This is a genomic window from Halomonas sp. AOP27-A1-41, from assembly GCF_052378605.1.
GTDB lineage: Bacteria > Pseudomonadota > Gammaproteobacteria > Pseudomonadales > Halomonadaceae > Vreelandella > Vreelandella citrativorans.
Map to the genome: position 1 here is coordinate 36152 of NZ_JBQSXT010000003.1, position 15076 is coordinate 51227.

The window sequence follows — 15076 nt, forward strand, 5'->3', positions numbered from 1 at the left end:
CCGCGCTCCAAAGGTCGTCAACAGGATGAAAAAGGGCGCAGAGTATAAAGCAGTGCTTGATCGTTGACGAATCCATCACCACCGTAAACCTTTTAAATTTTCATAGTTGACATAACAAACGTTTCGTCGCTAGAGTCTCGTCAACTTTTTTATATAAAAATGGTTTACCAATGATCGCGACCGCTGCCCCACGCAATGACTGGACGCTTGAAGAAATCAACGCCCTGTTTGCCCTGCCGTTTAACGATTTGCTGTTCCAGGCTCAGCAGGTACACCGAGCGCATTTCGACCCTAACGCGGTCCAGGTATCAACCTTGCTGTCGATTAAAACCGGCGCCTGCCCCGAAGACTGTAAGTACTGCCCGCAATCGGGCCACTACACCACACAGCTTGAAAAAGAGAAGTTGTTGGAAATCGAAAAGGTGGTGGAACAGGCCCAGGCCGCTAAGCAAGCTGGCGCCAGCCGTTTCTGCATGGGCGCAGCCTGGCGCAGCCCCCGGGACAAGGACCTGCTCGTTGTCGAAGAGATGGTCCGCCAGGTAAAGGCGCTGGGGCTTGAAACCTGCATGACGTTGGGCATGGTCAACGACCAACAGGCTACCCGTTTGGCAACCGCCGGACTTGATTACTACAACCACAACCTGGACACGTCCCCCGACTACTACGGCGAAATCATCACCACGCGCACCTACAGTGACCGCTTGGAAACCCTGACGACTGTTCGTGAGGCGGGCATGAAGGTCTGCTCTGGCGGCATTTTGGGCATGGGGGAAGGTGCTCAGGATAGAAGCGCCCTGCTGCAACAACTGGCCAAACTCAGCCCGCACCCGGAATCGGTGCCGATTAACATGCTGGTCAAAGTGCCCGGCACACCACTCGAGAACGTGGAAGATCTCGACCCGCTGGAGTTTATCCGCGCCATTGCCGTCGCGCGCATCATGATGCCCCAAAGCCATGTACGGCTTTCCGCCGGGCGCGAGCAGATGAGCGAATCCACCCAAGCGCTGGCGTTTCTGGCCGGTGCCAACTCCATCTTCTACGGCGACAAGCTGCTAACGACCAGCAACCCCCAGGCCACGCGAGACAGGGCCCTGTTTGCCAAGCTAGGCCTGCATCCAGAAACGCGCGAAACCTGTGAAAGCGAGGCCGCGCAAAGTGAGCGCTTGGCTCAGCAGCAGCTTAACCAGCGCGTCGCTGAGCTTGCGGTGGATGCCAGTGTCTGAGGCGTGGCATCAACGTCTGGCCAATGCGCGAGCGGTTCGTCAGCACGCCCAGCAGTGGCGCACTCGGCGTACCCGACAGCCACACCTGGTGAACTTCGCAGACAATGACTATCTTGGCCTGGCAACCGACCCTCGCGTTCAGGCTGCCCAAGCCGAAGGCGCTCGCCGATTTGGCGCCGGGGCTGGCGCATCGCATCTGGTGAACGGCCACCACGCGATTCACGATGACCTGGAAGACGCCCTGGCAGCCTGGACAGGCCGCGAGCGAGCCGTACTGTTCTCCACCGGCTATATGGCAAACCTGGGCGTGCTACAGGCGCTTGCCGATACCCACACGGCCATTTTTCACGACCGGCTCAATCACGCCTCACTGCTGGATGGAAGTGCGCTGAGCGGCGCCCGCTCGCGGCGCTACCACCATAACGATAGTGACGACTTGAGCCGCCTGCTGGCGCGCAGCCGCTGTACCCACAAACTGGTAGTGAGCGACGGTGTCTTTAGCATGGATGGCGATGTGGCCGATATTGAAGCGCTGGTGCGGGTAAGCCAACAGCATGATGCCTGGCTAATGATTGATGATGCCCACGGTCTTGGCGTTATAGGCAATAACGGCAGCGGCTGTGTGGGCACACGCTGGGGAAGTAACCAGGTGCCGATTCTGATCGGTACACTGGGCAAAGCGCTGGGCACGGCCGGTGCGTTTGTTGCAGGCGATGCACAGTTGATCGACCATCTGACCCAGTTCGCCAGCAGCTATATCTATACCACCGCACAACCGCCCGGCGTTAGCGCCGCGACGCTGGAAGCGCTTGCGATTGTCCAGCGCGAGCCCGAGCACCGCCTGCGCCTTGCGCGTCATATAGACTACTTTCGTGAAGAGGCTCTACGGCTGAACCTGCCGCTGGGTGAATCGCGCACGCCCATTCAACCGCTGTATCTGGGAGGCGAGTCGCGCGTGCTGCTGTGGGCCGAAAAGCTGTATCAAGCGGGAATTGACGTTGGCGCTATTCGTCCACCCACCGTGCCCAGGGATGAGTCTCGCCTGCGCATTACGCTCAGCGCTCGCCATTCGCGTAGTGATATCGACCGGCTTCTCGAAACGCTGGCGGCCTGCCACTTGGAGGCATTATGACGCGCCTGGTACTGCTTTCAGGCTGGGGAATTGACCGGCGCATCTGGCGGCCGCTGCACCCTTGCTGGCCCGCCAACATCGAGGTCGCCGCCGTTGATTGGCCTGGTTACGGCGAGGTTCCTGCACTGCCTGCCAACGCTTCCCTGAGTGAGCTTGCCACGGCCATGGCAAGCCGTCTGCCCAACGATGCGGTTTGGGTCGGATGGTCGCTGGGCGGCCTGCTGGCGACGGCGCTGCTTGATTATCTTCCTGCGCCCCAGGGGCTACTACTGCTGGGAGCAGGTGCCAGGTTCTGCACGCCGGATAGCGCGACGTCAGCAGCGCTTGCCGACTTCCAAGCCATCTTTGCCCACCGTGGCGATGCCGCGTGGCGTCACTTTCTGCGCTGGCAGGCTCAAGGAGAGCCCGCTCCGTATCAGGTTCACGCACAGCTGCGTGCCCTGCTTGGCAGTACGCCCCCGGCAGACCGCACCACGCTTTCTGCAGGCCTTCACTGGCTGGCCACACTGGATAATCGTCGACGCCTAAACACATCGCCATGCCCAGTGGTTCATCTCGTGGGCGAGCATGACCCGCTGATCAGCGCTATTGAGTGCCAGCGGACGCTAACACTTGAACGCGGCGGCCACTGCCCAATGCTCTCGCAACCAGCGCGTTTGGCGTCACTGCTCGCCGCTCAAGCCACTGCGCTATCTGCCAGGGAAATGGCATGAGTTCGATCCCCCCTCAGTTACGGCGGCCCAGCGCCGACTGGCAGGCCCGAGTGGCGCACGCTTTCTCCCGGGCAGCACCGCAATACGATGCACTGGCCAGCGCCCAACGCCATATCGGTGAAACGCTATGGAACGACTTGCCATCTGAGGCTAGCCATATACTCGACCTGGGCTGCGGTACTGGCTATTGGTCGCAGCGACTAGCCGAACGCTACCCCCATGGACACGTCACGGGGCTGGACATTGCGCCGGGCATGCTGGAGCACGCTCGCTCGCGCCACGGCGACCACATTGCCTGGCAGCCAGGCAGTGCCGAGTCGTTGCCCATCCCTTGCTACCTATTCGACCTGGTGTTTTCCAACCTGGCCATTCAGTGGTGTCGCGACACTCTGGCCGTTATGCAGTCGCTGTATCGAGTGCTGGCGCCAGGCGGCCTGGCGTACATCAGTACGCTATTACCCGGCACGTTGGCCGAAGTGGCTTTCGCCTGGCAGCGCTCAAGCGCGCTGTTAACGACGCCCTCCTACCGCCTGGTTAACGGTGCTATTCACAAAAGCGGCCTGCGCTGCACTCACCAAGCGACCCGCGTGGAAACCTTCTTTTATCCTGACATCAAGGCCGTTATGGCTTCCATCAAGGGGGTTGGCGCACAAGTGGCCAGGCCCAACGCCATGCTCACCCGGGCGGACCTGGCAGCGGCTGCCACGCGCTTTGAGCAGCTTCGTAAGCGCCAAGGGCTTCCGATCAGCTATCACTGCCTGAACCTGCAGCTGGAGAAACCCCGATGAAGCGCTTTTTTGTTACCGGCACCGACACCGATGCGGGAAAAACGCTGGTCGGAAGCGCGCTTCTTTATGCCGCCCGATGCCAGCAGTTGAGCACCTTAGGGCTTAAACCCATCGCCTCTGGCAGTTCACTAACGACGAAAGGGCTGCGCAATGGCGATGCGCTGGCACTGCAGCAGCAGTGTGAACCGCCGGTTGACTACGCCACGGTTAACCCAATGGCCTTTGAGCCTGCGATAGCACCTCACCTGGCCGCACAGGAGGCAGGCCAGATGCTAAGCGTGTCTGAGGTTGCCCACTGCCTGCGCGACACCCTTGGCCAGATGCCGAGGGCGTTCGCTCTGATTGAGGGTGCGGGCGGCTGGCGCGTGCCGATCAACGAACAGGAGGATTTTGCCGACATCGCCATCGCGCTGAGGCTGCCGGTGATCCTGGTGGTTGGTTTAAAGCTCGGCTGCCTGAACCATGCCCGCTTAGCGGCCGATGCCATTCGCGCCGACGGTCTGACGCTTGCAGGCTGGGCAGGCAGCGTGATTGACCCCGCCTTTGCGGCGGATACTACCCGTTTCACGGCCAACATGGCCCACCTTAACGCCAGGCTGGCAGCGCCCTGCCTGGGCATTGTGCCGCATTTGACAACGCCCGATGCGGCCACCGCCCACCGCTATCTCTCGTTGGAGGCATTATGAACTCGCCAGTCTGGCACCCCTACGCACACCTTAAAACCCAACCGCCCGCCCCCAGGGTGGTCGGCGGTAGCGGCGCCTATTTTGAGTTGGAAAGCGGCGAGCGCCTGCTGGATGCTACCTGCTCCTGGTGGTGCATGATTCACGGTTACGGCCATCCGCGCCTGGTGGCGGCTATTCGCGAGCAGGCGGAAACACTCTGCCATGTGATGCTCGGCGGGCTCACCCATGACCCCGCCGACCAGTTGGCGCGTGAGCTGGTGCGCGTCACGCCCGACGGGCTTAATCACGTCTTCTACTCTGACAGCGGCTCGGTAGGCATGGAGGTGGCGATGAAAATGGCGCTGCAGTACCACGTGCTTACCGGGCAACCGAAAAAGCGCAAAATGCTCTCGCTAATGAAGGCCTATCACGGAGATACCACAGGCTGCATGGCCGTGTGCGACCCAGAAGAAGGCATGCACAGCTTGTTTTCAAGCCTGCTGCCCCAGCACCATTTTGCGCCTGCGCCAACCGCTCCTTTTAACGCAACGCAAGCGCAGGTCGCCGCCGATTTAGATGCGCTAGGCGAGGTGCTTGAGCGTCACCATCAGGACATTGCTGCGCTGCTGATGGAGCCGCTGCTGCAGGCTGCGGGTGGGCTGAACATGACCTCCCCGAATTATTTGCGCGGCGCCCGGGCCCTGTGTGACGCATTTAACGTGGTGCTGATCTTTGATGAGGTTGCCACGGGGTTTGGCCGCACCGGCAAATTATTTGCCGCCGATCACGCCAACGTTACCCCGGATATCATGGTGCTTTCCAAAGGGCTAACTGGCGGCTATTTGGGCCACGCCGCCACGCTTGCGACCGACCGCATTCACGACGCTTTTATCGGTGACAGCGCACACCACGCTTTTATGCACGGCCCAACGTTTATGGGCAACCCCTTGGCGTGCCGGGTAGCGCTGGAAAGTCTGGCGGTATTTGAAGAGGAAAACTATCCTGGAAAAATAGCGCTCTTAAACCGGTTACTGTGCCGCGCCTTACTCGAGGATCAAGCGCTCATGGCGCACCCAGAGGTTGCCGATGTACGCGTACTGGGTGCCACGGCCGTTATTGAAGCGCACTCGGAAGCAGCGTTAACAGGCGTTGCCACATTTGCTCGCGAGCAGGGTGTTTGGCTGCGCCCGATTGGGCGCTGGCTCTATACCATGCCCGCCTATATTACCTCTGAGCAGCAGCTAACCCACATTACCGATGTCATGAAGGCCTGGTTTCTGAAATCGTCACCCCGCTTGTCAGGCTAAAGCGTTAAGGCAGTGTTAGCGCGCCTTCTCTTTTCCAGCGCTCTACCAGCGCGGGCACACCTTCCCCGGCAGTGGCATTAATCGCCAGTACACCGGGTGGGCTTAAGGCATCGGCATCCGGGTCAACCAGTGCGCAGGGCGTGTCGTAGTCGATATACGAGAGCAGTGAGGCGGCGGGCATCACCGCAAGCGAGGTTCCGACGACCAGCAAAAAATCCGCTTGGCTGGCTAGTTCGCTGGCCTCTTCAAACAGCGGCACGGCCTCGCCAAACCAGACCACGTCAGGGCGCAGCTGGCTGCCCTTATCGCACAGATCACCCAGCGCAATACCGCCTTTAACGAGCGGATAGCGCATGCGCTCATCCGCGCTGGAGCGGGCATTTAAAATTTCGCCATGCAGGTGGATCACATCGCTGGAACCTGCCCGCTCATGTAGATCATCAATATTTTGAGTGATAACGGTGACCTTGAACCCCGCCTGCTCCAGGCTTGCCAGCGCCCTGTGCGCGGCATTGGGTTGGGCACTGCGGATCTGCTCTCGGCGCTGATCATAAAACGTCAGTACGCGTTGGGGGTCGCGCTGCCAGCCTTGCGGCGTTGCCACCTCTTCAACCGGGTGGTCTTCCCATAATCCATCGCTTGCGCGGAATGTCTTGATACCACTTTCGGCGCTGATCCCCGAGCCGGTAAATACCACCAGATGGCGCGCTGTCGTCATGATTACCTCGCTGCTTTACCGCGGTTACTGTTCAGCGTCTACAAAGCGCTGCTCGTTCCCATAAGGGTACACGTCAATAATACGGCCATCGACAATAGCCTGCTGCAGGCCCTGCCAGTAGCTAACCTCAAACAGCTCCGGGTGAAGCTGTTTAAACACCCGCAGCCGCTCCGGGTTGGCAAACATGAACGGGCCAAACTCCTCGGGAAAGATATCGTTCGGGCCAATGGAGAAGCTTTCATTTCCACCGCTCAGGTAATCGTCACCACTCGAGGCCGGGATAGCGCGAAAGTGGCACTCAGTTAGGTAACACACCTCATCGTAGTCGTAAAAAATCACCCGCCCCTGGCGCGTAACGCCAAAGTTTTTGAGCAACATATCGCTTGGGAAAATATTGGCGGCGGCCATCTGCTTTATGGCATCGCCATAGTCCTTGAGCACCGCTAACTGCGCCTCATCGTCACACTGCTCCAGATAGATATTCAACGGCGTCATCATGCGCTCGGTATAACAGTGTTTGATGACGACTTTCTCGCCTTTCAGCGACACGGTAGAGGGGGCAACTTCCAACAGGTGAGCCAAGCACTCCGGGGCGAAATGGTCGTTATGCACGGTGAAGTTAGAAAATTCCTGAGTATCGGCCATGCGGCCTACCCGGTCGTGGCGCTTCACCAAATGATACTTTTCGCGCACGATATCAGGTGTCACGTCCTTGGCAGGGTCAAAGGTGTCTTTGATGATCTTGAATACCGTACGCGCACTTGGCAGTACAAACACAGCCATCACCATCCCGCGCACGCCGGGGGCGATAATAAACACATCCTCGCGCTTGGCGACCTGCTGATTAAGCGCGCGAAAGAACTCGGTTTTGCCATGTTTAAAAAAGCCAATGGCCGCGTAAAGCTCACCGGCTGGCTTATGGGGCATTAAGCGCTGCAGGTAACCCACACACTCATTCGGCACCGCGACATCCACCTGAAAATACGCCCGGCTGAACGAGAAGATAATGGCTACATCGTCAGGCGTAATCAGTACGGTATCCAGATGAAGCCGGGGGACGCCCTCAGTGTTCTGCTCGGCATGCTCCTGGTGGCGTACTGGCAAGACCAGTGGCACTTGTTCCCCGCCGCCGGTGATTCGCCCCACCAGGTATGCCCCTTTATTGCGGTAAAAAACGCTGTGGAGCAGCTCTATAGCGGCGTCCCTGGCCTGCCATATAGTGTATGGCAACGTTTTGTTTAATAGTGCGGCACCCAAGCGAGTATCTCGTGCCATATCGGCAAACGGGTTGTGCAAGGCAGCGCCTTCCAGTGCCCAGCGCAGGGCCGCCTGCCAATCCCCATCAATGGAACGGCGTCGGCACAATTCAATGCCTGAACGCTGCGCGGCCTTCTTTCGTGAGCTGATCACAAACATCCACTCATTGCGAATATGGCGATGCTTGAAAATGGCGCAAAAGAGCGAGTTAAAAAAAGTTTCAGCCAGTTCAACGTCCAGCCGCGGACGAATTAGCTCGGCATAGTGGCTACGCGCTTCACGCCAGACCTCGCAATGGGTTAATAACTCATTTGAAAATGTACGCTTGAGACGTTCAACCGCGTCATCCACCTGTTGCTGATAGAGATTAATCCGCGCAATGGACGCTTGCTGGCTCTCCCGCCAGGCACCTTCTTGAAAGCGGCGCTGAGCGTCCAGGGTAATGGCTTTAAAGCGGGTTCGGTACGCTTCAAAGCCATGCAAAATGGTCGCGGCCAAGCGATAGGCAGGCGTGGTGTTCACAAGCGGGACTCTTGTCGCTTTTTGATCAGCCTATAGGATGAAACGCCATGAAGCCATTCAGCAAAGACGCTTTATTGAGTGAGTGGGCAGCCTCTTCACGTCGTGCGGCATAAGCGCTAATCAGCGACCAAAAAGTTTTTCGTTGCGCCCGGAGCGGCTGCGTCGCCTTCAAGTACGCCGTCTTCACTGCGATCTTTTAATTTAACGCCCGATATTTTCAGCTCACGAGCTTCCTTCAGCAGTAAAAAGAGCCGCCGGGCTGCCTCCTGCATGTTCAAGCCCGCTGGGCGCACGTTGGAAATGCAGTTGCGCCGGTCATCCTTAAGCCCCGGCTCGGGCGCCCAGGTCATGTAAAGCCCGAGGCTATCCGGCGAGCTAAGCCCGGGCCGCTCACCGATCATCACCAGCACTGCGTCAGCATTGAGCAGCGCGCCAATTTCATCACCAATCGCCACCCGGCCTTGCTCGACGATAGCGAGCGGCGCTAACTGCCACGCAGCGTTGTCCTGCTCAAACTGCTGATACAGCGCTTTTAAAAATGGCTGGCTGTTCTGCTGGACCGCCAGAGCAGAAAGTCCATCGACGATCACCACAGCCAGATCCACGCGTGATGGCGACGTTTGGGCATTGTGTAAGCGCTCCCGCGAATCATCATTCAACCGGCGGCCAACATCGGGGCGCTGGAGATACATGGCGCGGTCCTCTACTTGGCTGTGCAAGCGCAGCGGCTCATGTTCAAGCGCAAAGGCTTCTTGCAACTGCTGAGCCAGCGCTTCGACATCCAGCGGGGCATGCACCGCATCCTGCGCCTGAGCGTGGGCCAATTGAAACTCCAGCAGCTTACCGGTAGGCAGGCTGATGCCCGCCCGGCCCAAGCCAATACGCGCATCGGTAAATGCACGCAGCCGTTCCCAAGGGTTCTCTACAACAATAGGCGTTGGGTTAGACATCATGGCGCGGCTCCCTGGGCAGGTGGCGCAGGCTGTTGGCGAACGCGGCAGGCACTTGGTCGTTTAGCGTGTGTGTTTTCACATCGTTGAAAATCTGCATCTCATCAAGCCAGCGCTCAAACTCCGGCGCGGCTTTTAGCCCAAGCACGCGGCGGGCGTAGAGCGCGTCGTGAAACGAGGTGGTCTGATAATTGAGCATAATGTCGTCAGACCCCGGAATGCCCATCACGAAATTGCAGCCCGCTACGCCCAACAGGGTCAGCAGGTTGTCCATATCGTTCTGGTCGGCTTCAGCATGGTTGGTGTAGCAAACATCACAGCCCATGGGCACGCCCAAAAGCTTGCCGCAGAAATGGTCCTCAAGCCCGGCCCGGGTGATCTCTTTACCATCGAACAAGTACTCGGGGCCGATAAATCCCACCACCGTATTGACCAACAACGGGCTGAATTTGCGCGCCACTGCATAGGCACGCGCCTCGCAGGTTTGCTGGTCAAGCCCATGATGAGCATCCGCGGAGAGCGAACTGCCCTGGCCAGTTTCAAAGTACATGACGTTGCGCCCCACCGTGCCCCGATTAAGCGACTGGGCAGCCGCTTCGGCTTCAGCAAGCGTGCTTAAATCAAACCCGAAGCTGCGGTTGGTGGCTTCAGTGCCGCCTATCGACTGAAACACCAGGTCTACCGGGGCGCCCTGCTCAATGGCTTCCAACGTATTGGTGACGTGGGTCAGTACACAAGACTGGGTGGGAATCTGGTACTTCTGAATCACGTCATCCATTAAGCGCATCAGCTTAACGCTTTGAGCCACATTATCGGTGGCTGGATTAATCCCGATTACCGCGTCGCCGCTACCATAGAGCAGGCCATCCAGAATACTCGCCGCAATGCCGGTGACATCGTCCGTCGGGTGGTTGGGCTGTAGCCGGGTAGAAAGCCGCCCGGGCAGGCCGATGGTATTACGAAAAGCCGTGGTAACTCGGCACTTTCTGCCCACCAGAATCAGATCCTGATTGCGCATTAGTTTACTGACCGCCGCGGCCATTTCCGGCGTAATACCTGGGCGAACGGCGGTGAGCACTTCTGAAGTTGCTTGATCCGAGAGTAGCCAGTTACGAAAATCCCCTACCGTTAAATGCCGAAGGGGCGCAAAGGCCTCGGCGTCATGCTCATCGATAATCAGCCGGGTGATTTCATCGTCTTCGTAGGGGATCAGAGCGTCGTTCAAGAAGGTGGTCAACGGCAGTTCCGCCAACACCATCTGTGCCACCACGCGCTCCTCCGCACTGTCGGCGATCACACCCGCTAAACGATCGCCCGAGCGCGCTGGGGTCGCTTTGGCCATCAGTTCGGCTAGGCTTTTAAAGCGGTAGTGGTGGCTACCTACCGTCGTTTGAAAGGTCTGGGCCATGGGGTTTACCTGCCGCGCGTTGAATGTCCTGAATTCACCATAGCGCTTTTGAGATCGCTACGCCCAATGCATTTCCCTCCACTTTCTTCCGCCTTCAACGTAATAACTAGCTGCTCCAAACAGCGTGCCTTAAACGCCAAATGTGCTTCGCAGCTACTGGCCTACTCAATACAAGCGCTGAGATTTTTCCTGGCTGAATCAACGCGCGCTTTCTAACCGCCTCCTAATTGTTATATTATCACATAACATAAATCATTTAGAGGCGTGCTAGTAATGACTGCGTTTTCTCCCCTGCCCGTTACCGTGCTGTCGGGCTTTCTGGGTGCTGGTAAAACCACCGTGCTCAATCATATCCTCGCCAACCGTGAAGGCCTTCGTGTGGCGGTGATTGTGAACGATATGAGTGAGGTGAACATCGACGCCGCGCTGGTGCGCGGTGGCCCAGGCGAGCCAACGCTTGAGAGCGAAGTAGCGCTTAATCGCTCAGAAGAACGCCTTGTCGAGATGAGCAATGGGTGCATTTGCTGCACGCTGCGCGAAGACCTGCTTATCGAAGTCAACCAGTTGGCAAAGGAAGGAAAATTCGATTATCTGGTGATTGAGTCGACCGGCATCTCCGAACCCTTGCCAGTGGCTGAAACGTTTACCTTTGAGGATGAGGACGGTCAAAGCCTTTCCCATATCGCCCGGTTGGATACGCTGGTAACGGTCGTCGATAGTGCCAACTTTCTTGCCCAATACCGTGAAGCACAAAGCCTGGCGGAAGCAGGAGAAAGTCTCGGCGAAGAGGATGAACGTAACGTTGCCGACCTGCTGGTGGATCAGATCGAGTTCTGCGATGTATTGCTGATTAGTAAAACGGATTTAATTAGCGAAAAAGAACTGGAGGCACTAAAAGCCATTTTGCACTCCCTCAACCCCGATGCCGAGCTGGTGCCTATTCGCCAAGGCGGCGTGCCGCTTAATAAAGTGCTAAATACTGGCAGGTTTGACTTTGAGCGCGCTCAGCAGGCGCCGGGCTGGTTAAAAGAGATGCGTGGCGAGCACGTACCCGAAACTGAAGAGTACGGCATCGGAAGCTTTGCTTATCACGCCCGCCGCCCTTTTCACCCGGCCAAATTTCACGACCTGCTGCATTCCGAGTGGTTTGGCGAGGGTTTATTGCGCTCGAAAGGTTTTTTCTGGCTGGCCACCCGCCCCCAGTGGGCCGGGCAGTGGAGCCAGGCAGGCGGCATCGCCCATCACGGCATGGCCGGTATGTTCTGGAAGTCGGTTCCTGAAGAGCGCTGGCCAACTGACCCGGAGTACCGCCAGTTCATCACCGAGAAGTGGGAAGAGCCGTTTGGGGATATGCGCCAGGAACTGGTGTTTATCGGCCAAGGGCTGGATAAAGCCCGCATGCGTGAAGCGCTGGATGCCTGCTTGCTCAGCGAAGGCGAGCTACTGGAAGGCATGGAGATGTGGAAAACGTTGCCTGACCCCTTCCCCGCGTGGGAATAAATCTGCTTGCAAGCGCCAAGGCCTCAGGTATCGACCTGAGGCCTTTTCTATTGCGCTTATTATCAGCGTTTTTACACGCTTCGGGGCTTTCTGGAAGCCGCCCAGCGCAGCGCATCAATAATCGCAATAATGATCAAGCTGCCGCTCAATACCGGTAAGGCGAACCCTAAAAGCGTTAGGATGGCGAGCAGGCCCAACTGAGCGGGCAAGCCCAGCATGATAAACAGCGCGGTCATGGTTTGTGCCTTATTCACCGTGGCGTTTTTAACGCGCTGCCACCACATCCGATAACCCCACACAATAAGAAACACCAGGGCCGCTGCAAATAGCGCCAGCACCAGCTGGTTAAGCAGGCCAAACAGTACGCCCATATGTAAATCAATACCCCAGCGCGTTAGCTTTGCCGCCAAGGGAAACGTTGAAAAATCCGTTTGCTCAAGAATACGCATATCGCTTGGGTTCAGTGCGATCTGGTCTACCTGAGTAGGCCAGCGGCGGTCAATTTCAGTTACACGCCACGCTCGGCCTTCGCTGGCAGGCGGCTCTAGCTGGATTCTACCTGCCAGTAATCCTGCGCTCCTGGCTGCCGCAAGCGCCTGGTCGAATCCTTCCGGGCTTACAAAATCTCCGGCTTCGGGGGCGCTGCTCACACCATGGTCGGCATGCATGTCGTGATGGGCATGGGGATCATGGCTCACTGCATCCCCTGGCGCGGGAAGCACGGTCGATACGCTCGGCGTACCCCAGCCCCACGCCTGTCTTAATTCGCCAATATTGCCACCGGCCCATTGCGACCAGGTAAGCCCCGTGGCTGAGAAAAACAGCAGCCCGACGAGCGCAAAAACACCGACGGTTGCGTGCAAGCGTCGTGCCGCCATACGCGGGCTTGGGCTTTTAAGCGCTTTACGTCGCGCTAACCAAAGCACCAGGCCCAGCAGCGCAATGATCCATAACCATGACGCCGCTAGTTCGCTGTACAAACGCCCTACATCGTCTAACAGCAAACTACGGTGAAACTGATCAAGCGCCGTGCGAAACGGCAATATGCCGCTGGTGCCATACACCGTCATGTCGCCTTTTACGTCAAGCGTTGCCGGGTCTATAAAAATAGCCCGATGCTCGGAAGGCCCAAGCGCTGGGTCAACAAACATAACACGCGTGGTACTGTGCGCATCCGGTGCGGGGCGAACCGCGGCGGGTAGCGTGTCCTGGCCTATCACCCACTGCGCCGTTTCAATTTGCCGCGCCAGCGGCTGCGGTGCATCCTGGGTACTTGCCGTTAAAGCATCACGGTAAAGCCACGACTCCACCGAAGGTGTTAAAACGTAGACAATACCGCTTAAGGCGGCCACCAGGATAAAGGGACCTACCAAAAGCCCCACATAAAAGTGCATTCGCATTAATAGCGCAAAGAGAATTTTTCCATTTCGCCGGGGCAGCGTTGGATCGGTTTTTTTTGAGGACATGCTTATCATTTCCCAAGAGATATTAAACAACGTGTTTTATCGGCATGACGCATATGCAAAGGATTATTGATCTTTAAAAAAGCTAACGATTAAAATGCTACAAACATCTTCTAAAATCATTCATATAAAGTGTGCGGCTATAGGTCGCATAAGGCTCAGCGATTTAAGGAATCTACCGTTAACGGATAATTTTATGGTTACACAGTACCGGGCTGGTACAATCACGCTTCTTGTTAACTCCGTGAGGGCTGAATTTGATGCCACTGTCTTGCTCAGCACGCTTACCCTACTATCGCGTTACGTTAGCGATGGCGTGGGTAGCCATGTGTCTGTTATTTGCAGGGCCGCTCATTTCTCAGTTCCAGGCCACTCATCACGACCATGGCCAGCATACTCACAGTCAACACCATAACCACAATGCGGATGCTGAACATCATCATGCTACGGGTGAACACGCCGAGCACACTGCCGCACACTCCCCGACACCCAACACGGCCATTGGCCGCGCGCTTTCCAGCACGTTGTCAGACTGGCACAACCAGTGTGGCTACTGTGAGCTGTGGCAACACAGCCCGTCGCTCTCTATTGCATTACCCGCCCTTGCCCACGAAGCCTTCGTTGCGCTGGGCGGCGCATTTCTAACGCTCCAGAGCGGTGCGTTTTTTCAGTATAACTATCCGCATGCGTTAACTCGCGGGCCACCTTCTTTTATCTTCGAGCATTTAAAAACATCGACGCGAACAATGTTAATAGTAACGCGTAAAAGTAAAAAAGAAACAGGGTTGTTAGGCTTTTTAAAAGCATAACAAGGCCCGGACTTAGTGCGCTTTACTGTTTTAAAGTAATACGACGATATCTTTTAAGCCCATCCCTTAATAATGTCTCATACTTGTTAAGTTTTGTTTTTCTACAACGACTTTAATCGCCTCTTTGATACAGAGATCGACCGGATAGTGCATCTTTCCACGGGCCTGTCGGTGATCCGGAAACACTTGGCGGCGAGGGTTCACCTCGTCGATGCATGTAGCTCAAGAAGGGCCTGACACTCACTGCCTGTCTCGTTACTGTCGTGTCCAGGCATCATCAGAGGCATCGACACTTACAAGGCTCTGCACATGGCCTCTGTCGTGGATACTTATGCCCGCGTGTTTGGTACCGCCAGTTTCCGATCACCCGGCATGGCTACAAGACCATGCTAGCCGTTACCTGGAGCAGCATGACGAGGTGGCCGATCTCGATATCATGATCAAAGCCATCGCCGATGAGCTGGTACCAGAGCTGGTGTCACGAACGGCGGTGGGCTATGAATCGGCAGCTCAGTTGCTGATCACGGCGGGGACAATCGGGGCGGCGGCCAAGCCGCCATGGAGAGCTTTTTCGGCGCCCTAATAGCAGAGCACTTCCACATGAACCGGTTCAACACGATG

13 protein-coding genes and 1 pseudogene are annotated in these 15076 nt (G+C 57.2%); 9 read left to right on the top strand and 5 right to left on the bottom strand.

What is annotated here, in order from left to right; translation table 11 throughout:
- The first annotated feature begins 170 nt into the window (after positions 1-170).
- From bioB to bioA, 6 genes are read left to right on the top strand one after another with little or no spacing between them, the layout of a single operon-like run.
- Positions 171-1223, top strand: a complete 1053-nt coding sequence (gene bioB, locus ACT3TC_RS03360; RefSeq protein WP_444639110.1) for a biotin synthase BioB — start codon at positions 171-173, stop codon at positions 1221-1223.
- A complete protein-coding gene (gene bioF / locus ACT3TC_RS03365) occupies positions 1210-2355 on the top strand; it encodes an 8-amino-7-oxononanoate synthase (RefSeq protein ID WP_444639111.1) in 1146 nt (381 codons plus the stop codon). Before bioB ends, bioF begins: the two co-directional genes overlap by 14 nt.
- A complete protein-coding gene (locus tag ACT3TC_RS03370) occupies positions 2352-3068 on the top strand; it encodes an alpha/beta fold hydrolase (RefSeq protein WP_444639112.1) in 717 nt (238 codons plus the stop codon). Before bioF ends, ACT3TC_RS03370 begins: the two co-directional genes overlap by 4 nt.
- Positions 3065-3856 carry a methyltransferase domain-containing protein gene (locus tag ACT3TC_RS03375; protein ID WP_172118593.1) on the top strand — a complete coding sequence of 264 codons (792 nt, stop codon included), beginning with the start codon at positions 3065-3067 and terminating at the stop codon, positions 3854-3856. The genes ACT3TC_RS03370 and ACT3TC_RS03375 overlap by 4 nt, the downstream gene beginning before the upstream one ends.
- On the top strand, positions 3853-4542 hold the full coding sequence (gene bioD, locus ACT3TC_RS03380; protein ID WP_172118592.1) for a dethiobiotin synthase: 690 nt from the start codon (positions 3853-3855) through the stop codon (positions 4540-4542). Before ACT3TC_RS03375 ends, bioD begins: the two co-directional genes overlap by 4 nt.
- Positions 4539-5828 (top strand): adenosylmethionine--8-amino-7-oxononanoate transaminase, encoded by a 1290-nt coding sequence (gene bioA / locus ACT3TC_RS03385; protein ID WP_444639113.1) that lies wholly within the window; start codon positions 4539-4541, stop codon positions 5826-5828. The genes bioD and bioA overlap by 4 nt, the downstream gene beginning before the upstream one ends.
- A 4-nt stretch (positions 5829-5832) precedes the next feature.
- Here the strand turns inward: bioA and ACT3TC_RS03390 are convergent, their stop codons facing one another.
- The 4 genes from ACT3TC_RS03390 to ACT3TC_RS03405 form a co-directional block, all read right to left on the bottom strand.
- Positions 5833-6546, bottom strand: a complete 714-nt coding sequence (locus ACT3TC_RS03390) for an SIR2 family NAD-dependent protein deacylase (protein ID WP_444639115.1) — start codon at positions 6544-6546, stop codon at positions 5833-5835.
- Between the two features lie 24 nt (positions 6547-6570).
- Entirely contained in the window at positions 6571-8325 is a 1755-nt protein-coding gene (aceK, locus tag ACT3TC_RS03395; RefSeq protein WP_444639116.1) for a bifunctional isocitrate dehydrogenase kinase/phosphatase, read from the bottom strand.
- A 116-nt stretch (positions 8326-8441) separates the two neighbouring features.
- The gene (gene eutC / locus ACT3TC_RS03400; RefSeq protein ID WP_444639235.1) at positions 8442-9275 is read right to left on the bottom strand and encodes an ethanolamine ammonia-lyase subunit EutC; all 834 of its coding nucleotides are present in this window, start codon (positions 9273-9275) and stop codon (positions 8442-8444) included.
- Positions 9268-10683, bottom strand: a complete 1416-nt coding sequence (locus ACT3TC_RS03405) for an ethanolamine ammonia-lyase subunit EutB (RefSeq protein ID WP_444639118.1) — start codon at positions 10681-10683, stop codon at positions 9268-9270. The genes eutC and ACT3TC_RS03405 overlap by 8 nt, the downstream gene beginning before the upstream one ends.
- Before the next feature lie 273 nt (positions 10684-10956).
- Here ACT3TC_RS03405 and zigA point away from each other — a divergent pair, with 273 nt between their 5' ends.
- A complete protein-coding gene (gene zigA, locus ACT3TC_RS03410) occupies positions 10957-12183 on the top strand; it encodes a zinc metallochaperone GTPase ZigA (protein ID WP_444639119.1) in 1227 nt (408 codons plus the stop codon).
- A gap of 71 nt (positions 12184-12254) precedes the next feature.
- Here the strand turns inward: zigA and ACT3TC_RS03415 are convergent, their stop codons facing one another.
- Positions 12255-13649, bottom strand: coding sequence for a PepSY-associated TM helix domain-containing protein (locus ACT3TC_RS03415; protein ID WP_444639120.1), 1395 nt, complete (start codon positions 13647-13649; stop codon positions 12255-12257).
- Positions 13650-13906: 257 nt separating this feature from the next.
- On the opposite strand from ACT3TC_RS03415, the gene ACT3TC_RS03420 reads away from it, so the two are divergent.
- Together ACT3TC_RS03420 and ACT3TC_RS03425 are read left to right on the top strand one after the other, a co-directional pair.
- The gene (locus ACT3TC_RS03420) at positions 13907-14455 is read left to right on the top strand and encodes a DUF2946 domain-containing protein (protein WP_444639121.1); all 549 of its coding nucleotides are present in this window, start codon (positions 13907-13909) and stop codon (positions 14453-14455) included.
- A gap of 376 nt (positions 14456-14831) precedes the next feature.
- A pseudogene (locus ACT3TC_RS03425) lies at positions 14832-14987 on the top strand (IS110 family transposase); the annotation flags it as partial.
- Positions 14988-15076: the final 89 nt, after the last annotated feature.

Coding starts and splice junctions, on each gene's coding strand:
- bioB (WP_444639110.1), top strand. CDS start 171: ATGATCGCGACCGCTGCCCCACGCAATGACTGGACGCTTGAAGAAATC.
- bioF (WP_444639111.1), top strand. CDS start 1,210: ATGCCAGTGTCTGAGGCGTGGCATCAACGTCTGGCCAATGCGCGAGCG.
- ACT3TC_RS03370 (WP_444639112.1), top strand. CDS start 2,352: ATGACGCGCCTGGTACTGCTTTCAGGCTGGGGAATTGACCGGCGCATC.
- ACT3TC_RS03375 (WP_172118593.1), top strand. CDS start 3,065: ATGAGTTCGATCCCCCCTCAGTTACGGCGGCCCAGCGCCGACTGGCAG.
- bioD (WP_172118592.1), top strand. CDS start 3,853: ATGAAGCGCTTTTTTGTTACCGGCACCGACACCGATGCGGGAAAAACG.
- bioA (WP_444639113.1), top strand. CDS start 4,539: ATGAACTCGCCAGTCTGGCACCCCTACGCACACCTTAAAACCCAACCG.
- ACT3TC_RS03390 (WP_444639115.1), bottom strand. CDS start 6,546: ATGACGACAGCGCGCCATCTGGTGGTATTTACCGGCTCGGGGATCAGC.
- eutC (WP_444639235.1), bottom strand. CDS start 9,275: ATGTCTAACCCAACGCCTATTGTTGTAGAGAACCCTTGGGAACGGCTG.
- ACT3TC_RS03405 (WP_444639118.1), bottom strand. CDS start 10,683: ATGGCCCAGACCTTTCAAACGACGGTAGGTAGCCACCACTACCGCTTT.
- zigA (WP_444639119.1), top strand. CDS start 10,957: ATGACTGCGTTTTCTCCCCTGCCCGTTACCGTGCTGTCGGGCTTTCTG.
- ACT3TC_RS03415 (WP_444639120.1), bottom strand. CDS start 13,649: ATGTCCTCAAAAAAAACCGATCCAACGCTGCCCCGGCGAAATGGAAAA.
- ACT3TC_RS03420 (WP_444639121.1), top strand. CDS start 13,907: ATGCCACTGTCTTGCTCAGCACGCTTACCCTACTATCGCGTTACGTTA.